Consider the following 17,485-nt stretch of genomic DNA (forward strand, 5'->3'; position numbering starts at 1 on the left):
GGAAAACGCTACTGTTTTGGAGCAGCTAGAGGAGATTTGCTACCTGGAGCAAGCTACAGCTGCCAGTGGCTACCTCGCCCCTTGGGAGTGGTACCGTTATTCTTCCGATCAGTGGTCGGTGCCGGATAGTACGACGATGCCACTGGGGGCTTTGCTGTTCAGTGCGGAACAATCACGGCGCTTGCTGGAATGGTCGACCAACCTGGCGCGTTCGCTCTACGGCAAAGAGTTGGAGATGTTTACAAGCATAGAACCCAAGGCACGCACCTTCATCGACGATCTGATTCGCTCATCGGTATTGTTGCCGCTGGGGATGTCGGTAGAGCGTCTGAGTGCTTTCGCAGCAGCGGAAGCCAATTTGAAAAATGATATCGCTGCATTAAGCAATCCGTCTACCATGCGTGGCCTAAACCCTGGTTTTGCGAAAGGAGAATTGGTGGTTATCAACGAAGCCAGCGAAGACATGGAGATCGACGCCACCAAAATTTATGTTTTCGACCACCCGCCTGCCGACCTTAAGCCAGTCGCTGGAATTGCTACGGTGTCCGAAGGCAACATGGTTTCCCACGTGCAGCTGCTTGCGCGAAACCTAGCTATCCCCAACGCGGTGCTTAGTGAAGAGAACCTCAATGACTTGAAAGACTGGAATGGAGAAGAGGTATTCTACGCTGTTTCTCCAGGTGGTACCATCATCATGAAATTGGCCAAGAAAATGTCGGATCAGGAAAAAGAACTCTTCGCCGTTGCGGAGCGAAAGGAAGAGCGGGTGACGGTTCCTTTAGACAAGATGGAATTGGATACCCGCCGGATCATCAACATGCGGGAGTTGAACGCGGCTTCTTCTGGCCGTTGGTGTGGCCCTAAAGCCGCCAACCTGGGGCAGCTCAAACAGATGTTTCCCGAGCAGGTGGTGGAAGGTTTTGTGTTGCCCTTTGGCTTGTTCAAAGCCCATATGGAGCAGACCATTCCTGGCCGCGACCTCTCTTATTGGGCGTTTTTGCAGCAAGGATTTGCCACCGCAGATAAAGAACGCTCGGCGGGCAAAAGCGAGGAAGAGATTGAAGCCAATTTACTCGCCCACCTTGGTGAACTGCGTACTCTACTGGAAACCATTCCGTTTTTACCGGGTTTTCAGCAGGAGTTTCGCGACTCATTTGCCAGTATTTTGAACCAGCCTTTCGGCGAATTGCCTGTCTTTCTGCGGAGTGATACCAATATGGAAGACCTCAAAGACTTTACCGGGGCGGGACTGAACAAGACCATCTTCAATGTTCGTGAGGAACAGAAAATATGGCAAGGCATCCGAGAAGTGTGGATTTCGCCTTATACCGAACGGAGCTTCAAGTGGCGCCAGCGTTACTTGAATAATCCAGAAAACGTTTATCCTTCCCTTTTGGTGATTCCTGGTGTAAATGTTGATTATTCCGGGGTGGTGATTACCCAAAATGTCAGCAACGGCAGGGAAGACGAGATCACTGCGGCCTTCAGCCGTGGAGTAGGGGGGGCAGTAGATGGCCAGCGTGCCGAAACCTATACCATTTTCCCTACCGGCCACATCGCGATGCTGAGCCCGGCACGGGAAGTCAATTACCTCTATCTGCCCATAACTGGCGGAACCAATCGCGGGCTTGATCGCCTGTCGAAGCCCTTACTGAACCTCAAGAACCTCACTTCTGTGAAAAATCTGAGTGATTTTGTAGAAGCTAATTACCCTCGTGAAGAAGGCAGCGAAGCTATTACTTATGATATGGAAATGGGCTTTAAAGATGATCACTTGTGGTTGTTCCAGGTTCGCCCCTTTGTAGAAAACAAGCAGGCGGCAGCCTCGGGCTATCTGCAATCCATTAACCCTCGTTATGAACCCTACCAAGCGGTAGACTTGACCCAAAAAATCTAATATGAAACGTTGTGTAATAGTATTGTTGGTATTGGCGGTAAGCGTGCCCTCTATAAGTTATGCTTACCCCATTGACGGTTATCTCTACAGCGGGATTCGCCGATTATTGAAATTGGAAAGGATTATTTTGGGCGAGCTCGACGAGAAAATGCCCCCCAATGGAGCTTTACTCATCACAGAGCAGATCAACCTCAATTTGTACAATGATGATCACGGGCCAATAATCGATTACCCCGAGGCAGACCCCGAGTTGCAGGAAGCACTCAATAGCCTGTTTCCTAACCTCAACGAAAGTTATTCGGTTGCACTGTTTGATGTGACTCCTGGCCGGCCAGTACGTTATGCAGACCGGCAGCCTACCCGTGGTTTTCAACCGGGAAGTGTGGGTAAATTGGCGGTGTTGGCAGGGCTGTTTTGTGAGTTAGAAAACATCTATCCGCATAGTTTCGACGACCGCATAGCTTTGCTCAAAGAGCGGGTGGTCTCTGGTGGGCCGTTTGCGGTATATGATGAACATACTGTTCCGTTTTACGAATTGGAAGGTGGTAAGCATTACAAGCGGCAAGTCAAAGAAAGTGACCGTTTTAGTCTTTTTGAATGGGCCGACCACATGGTCTCTGTTAGTAACAATGGTGCTGCGTCGGTGCTGTGGCGCGAGGTACTTTTGATGCGAGTTTTTCAGTCGGAGTACCCTTGTCTCAATGAAACGGACGTTCAGGAATACTTGAAAAATACGCCTCGAAGAGAGTTGATGGATTTGGCCACTGACGTCGTAAGCTGTCCGCTTGTTTCACTAGGTATTGAGCCGGAAGAATGGCGGTTGGGGCAAATGTTTACCCGTGGTGCAACTGGCATCATTCCCGGCCAAGGTGGAAGTATCGGCAGCCCCAAAGGATTGATGAAATTCCTCATCGCAGTAGAGAGTGGCCGAGTGACAGACCCTCGTTCTAGCCTGGAAATCAAGCGTCTGATGTATATGACGGATCGGCGTATCCGCTACGGCGCTTCTGATGCATTGGACGATGCAGCCTTGTATTTCAAATCAGGAAGTTTGTACAGTTGTGACCCCAACAAGAGCGGCCCTTGTGGTAAATACGCGGGCAATCGCTTCAATTATATGAACTCGGTAGCGATTGTGGAACAACCTGAAGGTGCTAAATACATCGTTGTGTTAATGAGTAATGTGCTGAGTAAAAACTCCAATTTCGATCACCGCCGCTTGGCCGGTCAAATTGATGAAATCGTGAAGGTTGATGTTGAAGAGGCTACTGAGGATCAATAAATTCAAGGGTTTCCTGAGCGATGGTGCGTAAAAGTGGCTGCGTAGAGTTTAGTAGTGGTCGCACCATCGAGGCATAATGACTGGCTTTATCCTGCCGTATCAACGTGAGTAGGCTCATACTCAGTTGATGGTCGTTGAGGGCGAAAATTTCTCGATAACACGTTTCTTCTTCCAGTAATTTCAAGGGGAGGTCTTTGTCTTTACTGTTTACAGAAAGGTCCATGACGACCAACTCCGCTACAGGAAGGATAAGCTTCATGAGCGATGGTTCGAGCAAGTTTTCCAAGAACTCAAGAGCACTGCTACGCTGATCGGGTTGTCCATCTTTTAAGTTGACGTAGATCGTCAGGAAATCGTTGGAGGAATAGCGTAGGTCGAGCAAGCGGAAGATACGTTCGATATTGCGATCAAGGCGGGATTCAAGGAGTTCCAGTAAATTTCGTCGGGCGTTGCGCAGGTGTTCTTCATCATTGGGGTAGGCTTGCAGCTGAGCGTAGAGCAAAGACAGCATTCGTTGAAAAAGCGAGGCTTCTTCCAGTAGCTGGCGCTGAAGGCGCTTACGGTCAAAACGAACTTGTGGCCATTCCGATTGGATTTTACAAAGTGCATTGATGGCTTCATCCCTGATCGCTTGATCAGGAGAGTTTAGCCAATCTAGCAGAAAGGCTACAGCTTTGGGACTAGGTAAATTGCCTAATATCCGTGGCGCAAGATGGAGCTCTTCCGGAGATTCTTTTTGCAGCTTTTCTTCTAAAAAGGGGAGCAGTATATCTTCGTCAAAAGCAGCGAGAACATTAGAAGCCAATACCCCTTGATCTTTCTTTAGTTGATCCCAAATGAATGGTAAAAAGCGCTCGGCCTTCAGGTTTCCCATGGCCTGAAGAATACCTTTGCATACATCAAAGTTGGAGGAAGGTAGCCATTCTTCTAGTTTATAGAAGAAGTCAGGTTCTCGAGCCGCCTCGATGGCCCTTACGGTGATGAGTTGAAGCTCATTGCGATGGGTGCCGGAGGGGAGCATGCTCACCGTAGCGATCATGGTTTCGAGTCGGCTCTTAATTTTTAGTTTCTCCCATAGAACGGGATTACCGCTCACTTCTGCCACCAAGGTCAGTAATGCCACATCGGCGAGTAGATCATTTTCATCATCAAGAAAATCAACCAATTGCTGAAGCTGCTGGTGAGGTTGGCGGCGGACCAGGTAAAATAACGCCTCTACTTTTACAGAAATAGAAGGATCATTTTCTAATAAGTCCATGATCTTTTTGTCAATGCGAACCCTTTTGTAGTCTGTCAGACAAGTGATTGCCCGCACCCGGATTTCAGAATGGGGGTGATCCAGGAGGTGTACCAGTGGTTGTTCAAAAATGTCTTGAGGGCCGACACTCGGTAGCTTTTTTAAGACATAATTCATTTGGCTAATACTCCCTTCTTCGAGTAATTTCGCCATACCCGGCAAAATTTTACTTTTCTTTAAGCTCAGCCCAGGAACAACATCTGCTATATCTCGTTTATTGAGCCGCAAACGGAAGGTGTTCAAATAGGCCTTTCCTAAATGAACGGTTACCCATACCCATATCAGTAATAAGCCAATCGTAAGTAAGGTGACTGCCTCTGTAGGTAAAGCGGCTTTTCGTACAAAAAAGATGAGTAGTAATCCACTGATGCCTGTAGCAATGCTATCCACAAAAACATCAATAAAAGTTTTGCTGAATTTCTTTTCGGCATTGGGTAGCGGCAAGAGTAGGAGCTCAAATGCCGATTTGTGCAGTGATTGCTTAAACCCACCGTCGATAGCCCGAGCAATAACAACCGCCCAAAGGAGCGGAAAAAACAAAAGGATCAACATTGCTGCCAGCAAGCCCAGGGGGAGCATTTGCAAACTTTTGCTAACGCCTATGTTCTTCAGTGCATATTTGGTAAACAAGAGCTGGACACCTAGTGAGAGCAGGCTGATTGTCGACAACCAAAAGCCAAAGAAGGCCGCAAGGTCTTCCACATCTTTGTAGGTTTCCAACGCAAAACTGCTGTATTGATATTCAACGAGCTTGGCGACAATGACAGCAAGAAATACAATACCTGCTACTAAATGAAGGTAATGTGATTGTCGGAAATATTGGAAAGGATACCAGAATTCCCGCCAAACAACAGACAGAGAATTGACTTCCTGTGTTTGCGGTATATGGGAAAATTGCCGGAGGTAAAGTGCTGCGATAATACAGGCACCTGACAGCCCCGCCGCCGTACTGAGGAGGGTTGTACCACTGAGGAAGGTCGCCAGGACACTGGTAAGGTAACCACCAAAAACACCGCCACTAATGGCTGCAACACCCACCCATACAAAGAGCCTTTTGGCTTCTCGAATACCAAATAACTCGCCTGCCAGCAGGTAAACCTGCGAAACGGTAATAACGCCGAAGAGGTTGCTCCACACGTAGAAGATATACAACTGCCCACGCCCAGGTTCGCCAAATTTGAGCAACAGCATAAACCAAACTGTTATGCTAGCCGTAACCACATGGGTGAACTGAATGAGTGTGGTGAGTGAAAATCGTTGGGTAAGCACCGAGAAAATTAAGGTACTGACTGCAGCTGTAATCGCTACCCATAAAAATGCAATGGGCAATTGTTCGGCACCGAGTTCCGCTAAAAATAGGCTACTCGCCGTAGACTTTAACAGGATGAGGTTGGTGAGCGTCAGAAACATCAGAAAAAGCAATGGAAAGAGGCGACGGCCTTCTCCTTCGTGCATTTGCAGCTTCCTTCTGAGCTGGGGAACCGACATCTATGAGCGTGGTTTGTGGGGTTTAAAATAGACCGATTTCAGATAATCGTCGTTTCAGGCCGAACCTACGGAAATTCTCAAATAATCAACAACTTTCTCCAGTATCCGTAGGAAATTAGTGAGGATTCGTTAAATAAAAAGCGGTTCGTTACGCTTTTTGCATAACGAACCGCTTTTGTTAAAAGTTCGGTTGGTCGCTTCTAAGACTGCGCTGGAGCATTGGCCAATGCTTGTTCGATAGCCGTTACCAATTCTCTGCAAATAACTTCGCCGCCAGCATCATCAATCAATGCAGAGAGGATGTATTGGCGGTTGGGGCCCATTACCATCACTGAATCAGAGTGGTAGGTTTTCCAGGAGCCAGACTTGCGGAATACGGTCGCATCAGGAGCTATCCGATCCAAGGTGTTGACGAACTTGTGGTGCAACTCCGGATCAGCCATGATGTCCATCATCTGTTCTGAACGTTCCGGCGTAACAAATTTTTTCTGTGCCATCAGGTAGTAAAAACGGCATACCTGAGTCGTAGTAGCAGCGTGGCTGAGTCCTTTGATGGGGTCAGGGTTACGTCCGCCGCCACTGCCGTAGCGCTTGCCTACCCAAATGCCTCCACCTTGTTCAGGATCGTAGAGCTTGTAAGCGGGGTCGGTCATCACCGCTTGGATTTTGGCAAACCCCAAGCGATCAATCATGCGGGTAGTTGCTGCATTGTTAGAGCGAGCGATCATGAGCCGCATATCACTCTTTACTTCTGGTGTTTCAATGAGTTCGCCTTTTTCGAGCGCATCCATAGACGCCAGGAGGACTGCAATTTTCGGTAAACTGGCGGCGTACATCATATGGTCGCCATTAACACCAGCTAGGCGAGGGGCATCAGCTTGTGTCATGTCTACCAGACTGACGGCCATTCTCTTGTTACTAATCAGTGAGCGCCATTGTGGATTGCGATTGAGGACGGTTTCCAAGGCTGTTTGTAAATCCGCATCAGCTGTACTACGCAATGGTTGGAAAGGAGTCGTTTCGATGACCTCCTCTTCAATCATTGGACTAATCGTAGTTGCTGGGGAATTACCAAAAAGCATGCAGGCGAAGAAAACAGAAAAAAACAATAAACTTTTTGACATAAAAAAGGCTTGATGACGTATTGTTTCGGCTAAAGTCACACGCATAACGGCGTGTAGCGGCGAAAGTAACACTTCAAATATCGAATTTATTATTCAAATTTTTCAGCAATAAGTGTTAAAAGTACAATTTGTGCCTTAAATGACTGTTTTTTACGTGGTTATGACCATTGGGAGGTCGGCCCCGAAGGCCCCGTAGGGATCACTACGTGGGATGCCTATGGCAAAATCGGAAGTGTGAAGTCGGAAATAAAAGGGAAAGTTTTATACTTCCGACTTTGGTGCGAGGTGCGGGTTTGTGCGGAGTGCGAGGTATAAAGCACTGAATTAATCAACTTTCCTCTTCCGATTTTACCGAAGGCGCCGAAGGGATCGCTATGCGGCATTCCTACGGAGCCCATTTCCGACTTCCGATCTCCTACTTCCGACTTTGATAAACCCTCCTCACCATCTCCCCAATCTCTGAAGGCTGTAGCCAGCGGGTGACGATCACGAGGTCGTTTTGCTCATCTACCACGATGAAATTGCCCCCAAAGCCGGCGGCGTAGTAGAGGTGGCCGGGGACATCTTCCCAGGCGCGTTCGCCTTGGTTGAGCCACCACATATAGCCATAGCTGGTATTGGCCGGGGTGGGCGTCTGAATCATGTCTGTCCAGGATTTTGCGATCAGTTGTTGGCCAGCCCATTGTCCCTTGCGGGCAAACAAGAGGCCCAGGCGGGCGTGGTCCAGTGTATTGATGAAAACCCCGCCGCCGTGATGGCCACCACCACTGACAGATTGCATCTCTATGCCATCTATATTGACCCAAGTATTGTCGTAACCATACCACCGCCAGGTTGTGCTGGCCCCGATAGGGTCCATGATCCTTTCTTTGAGGATTTGCGGGAGGGGGCGACGCCATACTTGAAGCAGTGAATATGCCAGTACATTGACGCGCACATCGTTGTATTTGTAATACGTGCCTGGCTCGTGCAATTCGCGGTAGCGCCATTCGTCGTAGGAGCCTTTGCGGTCAGGGCGGTCGGCCCAATCATAGAGGCCAAAGAGTGCGCCAGACCAGTCTGAGGTTTGGTGTAGCAGGTGCTCCCAGGTAATTTTACTGTTGTGCTCGCCATCGAAAGTGCCGTCCCAGACGTAATTCTTTACGGGGTCTTTCACCGATTGGATAAGCTGATCTTCAATAGCCAACCCTGCCATGGTCGACAAGTAACTTTTCGTGACACTGAAAGTCATATCTACCCGCTGCAAGTCGCCCCACTGCGCTACAATATAACCATCTTTGATGATCATTCCGGCGGGGCCACCTCGCTCTTTGGTGGGCCCTTGGAGTGCATGCCCCGGCTCACGACTGAAACCTTCGAGGATAGCGAGCCGCAGGTCTTTTTGTCCGCTATATTCGTTGTTTAGCGCAAAGCTTACTGCCGAATCGAGTAGCGCTTCGTCAAAACCGAGGGAAGCTGGCGTCCGCTCTTCCCATTCCCATTTTTCTGGATAGTATTGGGCATTGAGTTGTACAAAGGCGAAGACCAAACATACGAGGAGAAAGGAGTTGCGATTTTTCATATAACGAAGATAAGCGATTGTGGTATAATCCCATTAGCCATTGCAATTTTCAATTATCTTTGGTGAATTGTGACTGCCAGGCCTTGGCAAAACCGAACCCATTATGGCTAGTAAGAATTTTGATAAAGTTATAAAGTTACTCCGCCGCTATAAGTCCTACGTGGTGCTTGCGATAGGCGTATTGGTGGCTGTAATAGTAGCTTCCTTGTTGATTTACTACCTGGTAGAAGAGGGCCATCTCGAGAGTGAAGTTTGGCTTAAATTCGCAGACTTGTTGATGAATATTGGCGAAACGATGATTGGAACGGTCGTGATTGGTGGAGGGTTAGGAACCCTGATCAACTTCATCTTTGAAGAAATGAAAAAGGAGGAAGAAGAAGCCAAGGAACGAGTGAAAGACTGGCAAGACAAGCGCGAAAAGAACAAGCTCTTCCGGTGGGAAATGCAAAACAAGCTACAGGAAGCCCACGATCATGTAGAGTTGGCGCGTATTTTAATAAAATCGCACAAGTCTGGCAAAACCTACGGTGAACAAATTCGCAATCGGATCATGCCCAGCCTGATCTCCCTACAGGATTTTAAACGCAAACTGGCCCACGCTGAAGACCGAGAGCTGGTGAAAAATATGGATTACTTACAGGTCAGTCTGACCTATATGATTGCTTACCTGTCGGTGCTGATTGAAGAATTTGAGTGCAGTTACCTGAAGATTTCTAACCTGCAAAATTACCAGGATGCGCTGGCTAACCGGATGCGTACCCTGTTTACGGAAGTGACGGAAGGCAAAAAAGAAGAAGCCATTACACTAGAGAAAAAGAAAGTGTTCTTAGAGAAAGCAGAAGAACTATTTGGCAACATTGATATCCCTTCCAACATCGAAGTCGTGTGGCAGGCAATGGGTGAGTTAGACTATATCTGGGATTTTATTGACGAACTGAGAAACGACAAAGGCCAGAAATCACTTTACAATCAATTCTTTCTTCAACATTATTTCCATTGCCTCAAAATTCTCAAAACGAAGCAGAGTTCTATCAACGAAAAGATGGTAAAAAAGCCCAAGTTTGTTGCCAATATGGAAGAGTTGAAACGCATTGAGGAAAAGAAAAGCAGCGACCAGCCGCTTACCAACCAAGATAGCCTGACGCGTAAAATCATGCGAGAAGAATTGCATTTTGACTTTGCAACAGCGAAACGGAAGAGTGTCTAAAAATCGGAGGTCGGAAGTATTTGAATCAATGTTACTCTGGACACTTTTTAAGCGAGCTTCAAATTTAGAAATAAGTAATTTGTCCGAATAGTTCCATCGTAGAATGAGCAATACACTATTAGGCTACACATTGCAGTCCACTTTCGTAAAACCTTGTGTAAAAAACACTTGTCAACGATCCTCTAGCCCCATCCCCCAACCCTTTTCATTGTCAATAAAGGCGCCGTTTCGGGATGCGTGCCGCAGGGAAAGAGAGGTTTTGTGCAAAATCGGAGTTCGGGAGTGGGAAGTCGGAAGTATTTAGCGTGCCCAAATTTCCATCAACCATCAATCCCCAACGATCAATCCCAAAAAAGAATTTTCTTATCTTGTTCACTCACTCTTATTGTATTGCACAAAATAAGCTCTTAGCAACTATCCATGAAGAATATAGCGCTACTACTTCTGTTGAGCCTGTTGGCGATGACAGTTCAATCCCAGAATATAATTACATCTACCGTTAGTGACTACCCTCTAGCCACTTTTGAAGACGTAAATTTGGTAACAGAGGCCAGCCCTATAAACGCATCTTTTCGCCAAGCCAACCCCGCTTTGGACCATGGTATTACATTTACATTATCACAGCTAGATATAGACGAATTATTGCTTCGTAGAACGGGGCGCATTCGCTTGCCATTCCTTTTTCCTGACGGGCAAACCCGTAATCTCTTACTGATTCCTGCTAGAAGCCAAAGTCCTTCGTTTGCGGTATATAATCAAGACAGAAGATCGTATACGCCTACCGAACAGGATGCGCATCACTACTGGGGGATGGTAGAAGGAGAAGTACATTCGATGGTTTCGATCAGTGTTTTTCATGAGCAAATGATTGGTATGATCATGAGTGAGACTGGAGCGTACAATATTGCAGCCTTGAAGGATGATCCGGAAGGTCGCCACCTGCTTTATCGGCAAGAAGATTTGAATGCCGCCCTGGATTTTGAGTGTGGCGTTGATGAGCCTGTTGATTTTGAGGTAGATCACCAGGCAGTTATCAATCGAAGCTCGACGAATCCCGGTAATTGTGTGCTGATGTATGTGGAGGTTGACAATGATATCACTGTTGACAAAGGCGGTGTGGCCAATACTACGGATTATATTACGGGCTTATTTAATCAGATTAGCCTGATGTATTTCAATGAAGCTATCAATCTGAATATTCACCAACTAGTGGTTTGGGATCAAACAGATCCCTATACTGGCCCTTCAACGTCCAACTACTTGTCGCAATTTAGGACAGCAACCGGCTTAGACTTCAATGGTGATCTCGCTCATTTGGTCGGTTACCAAGGCGGGGGCGGTATCGCTTCTTTAGATGTACTTTGTAGCACTTTTTATAGCAAGCATGGTTACTCCGGAATCAACCCTAATTACAATGATATTCCGGTTTATTCCTGGTCTGTAGAGGTCGTGACCCATGAAATAGGACACAATTTAGGATCACGGCACACCCATGATTGTGTTTGGAATGGTAATAACACCGCTATTGATCGTTGTGGTATCGAGGCGGGTTATGGTACCAATCAACCTTGTAATCAAAACGCCGGACTACCTGTTGATGGTACGGTCATGAGTTATTGTCATTTAGTTGGCGTAGGCATTGACTTAGCGCTTGGCTTCGGTCCACAACCTGGTGATCTGATTCGTGATCGCGTCTATAATGCAGAATGCTTATCACCCTGCGAACCCAGTCCGGAGGTTTGTAATGATGGTTTTGACAATGATTTTGATGGCCTGACGGACTGTGAAGACCCCGATTGTGATGAATATGTAGCTTGCCTACCTTGTGAACAAAGTGTTTTCAACTTTAGCCTCACTTTTGATAATCGCCCTACAGAGACCTCCTGGGAGCTGACCAACCAAGATGGCGATGTGGTAGAGAGTGGAACGGCTTATGCTAATAATTTGATCGGGCAGACCATCACCGAAGAGTTTTGCCTGGATGAAGCTTGCTATACTTTAACCATCTTCGATAGTGGAGGAGACGGTATCTGTTGTAATTATGGAGAAGGAGGCTATACCCTAACGGATGTCGATGGCATGATTATCGCCAACGGTGGAGTATTTACTTCTGAAACGAGCATCGATATTTGTGACGGTGTTGTCCAGGAAAATTGCTATGATGGTATAGATAATGATTTGGATGGACTAGTAGATTGTAATGATCCCGATTGTACGGAGAACGCCGACTGTCTTGCTTGTCTGGAAAATGTACTCAACTTCATTATCACCTTTGATGACCGTCCAGAGGAAACAAGCTGGGAAATTCTGGATGGAGATGGAATGGTTGTGCATTCCGGTGCCGGTAGCACTGATATTCCGGATGGTGCAACCCTTCAATATGATTACTGTTTGTCAGATGGATGTTATGATTTCCGCATTATGGACAGCGGTAATGACGGTATCTGTTGCATCTTCGGCCTGGGTACTTACGTGCTACAAGGTTCAACAGGGGCAGTGTATGCTGCCGGTGGAGAATTTGCTTCGGAGGAACTGACTAGCTTTTGTACAGAAGTCTCCGTTTGCCCACAGGGTACCACCTTTACGGTAACGACTACCCAAGATAGTATAGCCGGGAGCTTGCGCCAAGCTATTAACTGTGCCAATGCGCTAGCTGATTTGGATACAATCGTATTTGACTTGGCGCTGGATGATACGCTCTTTATTAATGGGGCACTCCCTTCAATTGTAGATGACAATATCCTTATCGATGGTGCTGGTGAACGTATCATTGTGTTTGATGATACTCAGCCATTGTTTACAGTAGCCAGTAATTTCAATACGATTCAAGGCTTTACCCTATTTCATGCCCGCCCAGGTTTTGGCCGAGCGATCCTGCTGGAGGAAACGTCAACTAACTTCAATATAAGAAACAATGAAATTGAAGATTTTCGCGAGTTGATAGATATCAGAGGGCGAAGTGGGTTAGTACGAAATAATACCCTTTCTGGTTTTGATGGGCAACGTATGATCACGGTTCTAGCCAGTGCTAGTCAGATTCTTATTGACAGTAATACGATTAGCAGTCCGTCGCAGGCCACTGGTGTTTATGTAACCACTGATGATGTGGAAATTCGAGGCAATGAAATGTTCAATCTCCGCAATGGCGTGCAGACATCCCGAGCTAACCGGATACTGATAGCAGGCAATACCATGTACGATAACTGGTGGGGGGTGAATATAGATGGCATCCAAGGCGATGGCCAATCGCACCGGATTACGCAAAACAGCTTTTACTGTAACCGATTCAATGGCGGCATACAATTACGAAATGGTGCTAACGGCGATAAGGCATCACCTGTTTTAACGGAAGTAAACGAAAATGAATTATACGGTACCGCCGCACCTGGTGACCTGATCGAAGTTTTCCTGGCGCATGATGGCAGCTGTGCTTTCAATGTGCTTTGCCAAGGGAAAACGTACCTCAATACTACTTTTGCTGATCCCGATGGCAATTGGATATTGGATGGACTGAATTTAACAGGGGATGAAGTATTGACAGCTACTGCCACTGATAGTGATAATAATACCTCTCCATTTGCCGAATGTTTAACCTTTGTGCCCAGTTGCCCGGAGGTGGTTTTAAGCCTGGAAGTCAATCGCTCTGTATTGTGCCCGGGAGATGGTGTTGAGCTATCCCTTTCGGGGGATATTGCCTGGGGCGGTAGCTTTAGTTGGATATTAGAGGTAAATGGTGAACCGCAAACGGTAGTCGATTTTACATTGGCAGATATCTTAGTACTTTATCCGGAACTAGCCACCGAATACAGCTTGGTAAGCGCCGTCAATACTTTTGATTGCGACCTGGAATTGGGCAATACATCCGTTATGGTAGATGTGGTAAATGAAGAAGATTTGATGAGCTCTCAGACGATAGAAATCTGCTCAGGAGAGAGCGTTACCATTGACGGAGAAGAGGTGGATGAACCAGGAATGTACACCGCCACCTACGCTAGCGTGAATGGCTGCGACTCTTTGGTACAGATTGAATTAATCGTATTTGAAAGTCAGCAAACGGAAGAAGAATTGTCCATTTGTGAAGGCGAAGAAATTGAGTTGTTTGGCGAGGTCGTTACCGAAGCAGGTCTCTATCAATCGACTTTTGATGGGCAAAATGGCTGCGATTCTACCCACAGTATTACCCTTTCTGTGTTTAGTCCGGTTAATACCGACGAGATGCTCCAAATTTGTGCCGGAGAAAGTGTAGAACTCTTTGGTGAGGAAGTAAGTACAAGTGGCACCTACACGGGCAGCTTTACTTCTGTTAATGACTGTGATTCTACGCATACTGTCGTCCTGACGGTAGTGGATCAAATAGAGACCTCAGAAGCACTTTCACTTTGTTCGGGTAATAGTGTGATGCTGTTTGGCGAAGAGGTGAGTGAAGCTGGAACTTATGAAGGAACATTTCTGTCAGCAGCAGGTTGTGACTCTATTCACCAGGTAACGGTCACACTGATTGATGTCGTAAACACGTCTGATATGGCCCAAATTTGTACAGGCGAAAGCATTGAACTGTTTGGTGAAGTAGTCAGCGAAGCCGGAGAATACAGCGAGACCTTTGAGAGTAGCTTGGGCTGCGATTCTACCCACACGATCACGCTGATAGTGGCCGAACCCTTCTTTACGGACGAAACCATACAAGCTTGTAGCGGGCAATCGGTGACCGTCTTTGGCGAAACCTATACAGATGATGCTTCGGCAACAGCCACCTTTACGGCAAGCAATGGCTGTGACTCTACCCATACGGTAGAAATCGTATTTGCCGAACTCATTGAGACCAGCGAGATGCTGAGTATTTGTGAGGGAGAATCTATACTCATCTTTGGAGAAGAAATCAGTGATGCTGGCGTGTACGCCGAATCATTCGTTTCTGCTGCTGGTTGTGATTCTATCCATGAGGTAAATCTAATGGTGTTTGAGCACGTAGCCATCGAAGAACTCATTGACATTTGCGAGGGTGAAAGCGTGGAAATATTTGGAAATATGGAAAACACCAGTGGCACCTACGAGGCGACCTTCGTTACCAGTAATGGCTGTGATTCCACCCATACCGTCGTGTTAACAGTGACGGACCAAATAGAGACTTCAGAAGCACTTTCACTCTGTTCCGGTAATAGTGTTGTGCTGTTTGGTGAAGAGGTGAGTGAGGCTGGAACTTATGAAGGGACATTCCTGTCAGCAGCAGGTTGTGATTCTATCCATCAGGTAACGGTCACACTGATTGATGTCGTAAACACGTCTGATATGGCCCAAATTTGTACAGGCGAAAGCATTGAACTGTTTGGTGAAGTAGTCAGCGAAGCCGGAGAATACAGCGAGACCTTTGAGAGTAGCTTGGGCTGCGATTCTACCCACACGATCACGCTGATAGTGGCCGAACCCTTCTTTACGGACGAAACCATACAAGCTTGTAGCGGGCAATCGGTGACCGTCTTTGGCGAAACCTATACAGATGACGCTTCGGCAACAGCCACTTTTACGGCAAGCAATGGCTGTGACTCTACCCATACGGTAGAAATCGTATTTGCCGAACTCATTGAGACCAGCGAGATGCTGAGCATTTGTGAGGGAGAATCTATCCTCATCTTTGGAGAAGAAATCAGCGATGCTGGTGTGTATACCGAATCATTTGTTTCTACTGCGGGCTGCGACTCTGTTCATGAAGTGAGTTTGAGTATTTTAGCGCACATCGTAATAGAAGACTTTATTAATATTTGCGAAGGAGAAAGCGTGGAGATATTTGGCAGTTTGGAAAATGCCAGTGGTACTTACGAATCGACCTTTACGGCAAGTAATGGTTGTGACTCTACACAAGTCTACTACCTCGATGTATTAGCACCCACTTCTTCAGATGAGGAACGCTATGTTTGTGAAGGAGAGAGCACGGTCATCTTTGGCGAAGCCCAAAATGAACCCGGTTTGTATACCGCGACTTTCACCGCTGCTAATGGCTGTGATTCGGTAGCAAATGTTGAATTAAGTTTTTACGACTTACCGACGATAGAAGTACTCACGACCCCCAGTTGTGCAGGTGAACCCAATGGTACGATTACTTTGACAAGTGATCAAGCTACAATAGACTATCAATGGGCGCATACGCCTGAAAATACGCCTACGCTAGATGGATTAACGCCAGATGAGTATGTGGTTACCATAACGGACGACAATGCTTGTGAAAGTGTATGGGAATTCTTGGTAGAAGAACTACCGTTCCCGGAATACGAGATAGAAATTAGCGAGGTAAGCTGTGCGGCCAATACCGATGGTTTGATCGAAATCATTAGTAATGACCCTGGTTTGGAGATCAGCTTTGCAGGTGGTCCTTTTATGTCCAATACCATTTTCGGTGGGTTGAGTCCTGACACTTATATGCTGAACATCCGAACGGCAGAGGGCTGTGAATCCACAGAGGAAATAACCTTGGAAGCATCAGAGAGCGTAGAGTTAATGGCAACAGAGGTAGAAGAACCGACCTGTGCTGGACAGGAAGATGGCAGTATTACCCTGGAAGTAGCTGGTGGAAATGCAGGCCATACTTTCATGTGGAATACAGGGCAGTCAGGGCCACAATTGAATAGCCTCGATGTGGGTACCTATATTGTTACAATCACAAATGCCAATGGCTGTAGCCTGGAAAGCAGTATCGAATTGCTCGGCGAGGCGCCTATAGCTACCAACCTTCAGGTATTGTTGGGTTGTGGAGATGGAGAAATCATTGCGATAAGCCAGCCAAGCGCTGGTCAGCCGCCTTATGAAGTGACCTGGAGCAATGATCAGAGCGGTAATGTAGCTTCTAACCTCACCGCAGGAATGTATGATGTAGTGCTAACAGATGCCAATGGTTGTACTGTAACAGAGAGTTTTGAGGTGCCTTTTGTTCCACCATTTGAGGTCGATTATATAGCCGTTGATCCAGCTTGTGCAGATGATAATGACGGGCAAATAAATCTACTGATTAGTGGAGGCATCCTTCCTTATAATATCTCCTGGAGCAATGGCAGCGACAGCCCTGTTTTAGAAGGACTTTCCACCGGCGTGTATACCTATAATGTGAGTTCCGCCAGCTGTGGTTTGTCAGCTAGTGTCCAGATACAGGCACCGGCCAACTTGGGAGCTATCGTCAACTTCTCTGTTGACGCTCAGCAAAACGTACAAGCTACGGCTTTAGCAAGTGGAGGCACTCCGCCATACAGTTTCCAGTGGAGCAATGACAGTACAAACAATCCGCTTAACGGCTTACAGGCAGGTCAAGTGATAGCACTGACAGTTCGAGATGCCAATGGCTGTACATTTACAGAAAGCTATACCGTCATGCTTACCAATACGCTAAGCCCGGAAGCAGCCACCCTGCGGATTTTCCCAAATCCTAGTTCCGACCGTTTATTTATTGAGCATGATAATGCCAATAGTTGGTCTTACGACTTGGAACTGTATGATATTAATGGAGCAGCATTGCTAAAAATGCCAGCAGTGCGGACAATAAGCCAGGAGCTCTCCTTAAGCACATTCCCTCCAGGCGTATACCTGTTGGTTTTGTCAAATGACAGTTTCCGGCGCGTAGAGCGAATAGTGGTTATTCGTAATTAA

The 17,485-nt window shown here is 46.9% G+C and carries 7 protein-coding genes; 4 read left to right on the forward strand and 3 right to left on the reverse strand.

Going from position 1 to position 17,485, the window contains the following annotated elements:
• Together ACRBG0_RS01020 and ACRBG0_RS01025 are read left to right on the forward strand one after the other, a co-directional pair.
• Nucleotides 1-1,897 (forward strand): PEP/pyruvate-binding domain-containing protein (locus ACRBG0_RS01020; protein WP_431485074.1); only part of this gene is annotated, 1,897 nt, incomplete at its 5' end.
• A 1-nt stretch (nt 1,898) separates the two neighbouring features.
• Complete coding sequence (locus tag ACRBG0_RS01025) at nt 1,899-3,179, forward strand: serine hydrolase (protein WP_431485075.1); 1,281 nt, start codon at nt 1,899-1,901, stop codon at nt 3,177-3,179.
• Here the strand turns inward: ACRBG0_RS01025 and ACRBG0_RS01030 are convergent.
• The 3 genes from ACRBG0_RS01030 to ACRBG0_RS01040 all read right to left on the reverse strand — a co-directional run bounded on the left by ACRBG0_RS01030 (nt 3,163) and on the right by ACRBG0_RS01040 (nt 8,649).
• On the reverse strand, nt 3,163-5,964 hold the full coding sequence (locus ACRBG0_RS01030) for an Npt1/Npt2 family nucleotide transporter (protein WP_431485076.1): 2,802 nt from the start codon (nt 5,962-5,964) through the stop codon (nt 3,163-3,165). The genes ACRBG0_RS01025 and ACRBG0_RS01030 overlap by 17 nt on opposite strands.
• A gap of 200 nt (nt 5,965-6,164) precedes the next feature.
• Nucleotides 6,165-7,088, reverse strand: a complete 924-nt coding sequence (locus tag ACRBG0_RS01035) for a serine hydrolase (protein ID WP_431485077.1) — start codon at nt 7,086-7,088, stop codon at nt 6,165-6,167.
• 415 nt (nt 7,089-7,503) lie between these two features.
• Nucleotides 7,504-8,649 (reverse strand): serine hydrolase domain-containing protein, encoded by a 1,146-nt coding sequence (locus ACRBG0_RS01040; protein ID WP_431485078.1) that lies wholly within the window; start codon nt 8,647-8,649, stop codon nt 7,504-7,506.
• Nucleotides 8,650-8,752: 103 nt separating this feature from the next.
• Here ACRBG0_RS01040 and ACRBG0_RS01045 point away from each other — a divergent pair, with 103 nt between their 5' ends.
• Together ACRBG0_RS01045 and ACRBG0_RS01050 are read left to right on the forward strand one after the other, a co-directional pair.
• Nucleotides 8,753-9,856, forward strand: coding sequence for a hypothetical protein (locus tag ACRBG0_RS01045; protein ID WP_431485079.1), 1,104 nt, complete (start codon nt 8,753-8,755; stop codon nt 9,854-9,856).
• Between the two features lie 420 nt (nt 9,857-10,276).
• Nucleotides 10,277-17,485: a M12 family metallo-peptidase gene (locus ACRBG0_RS01050; protein ID WP_431485080.1), complete on the forward strand. Its 7,209-nt coding sequence runs from the start codon at nt 10,277-10,279 to the stop codon at nt 17,483-17,485.

The organism is Lewinella sp. (genome assembly GCF_050633125.1).
GTDB lineage: Bacteria > Bacteroidota > Bacteroidia > Chitinophagales > Saprospiraceae > Lewinella.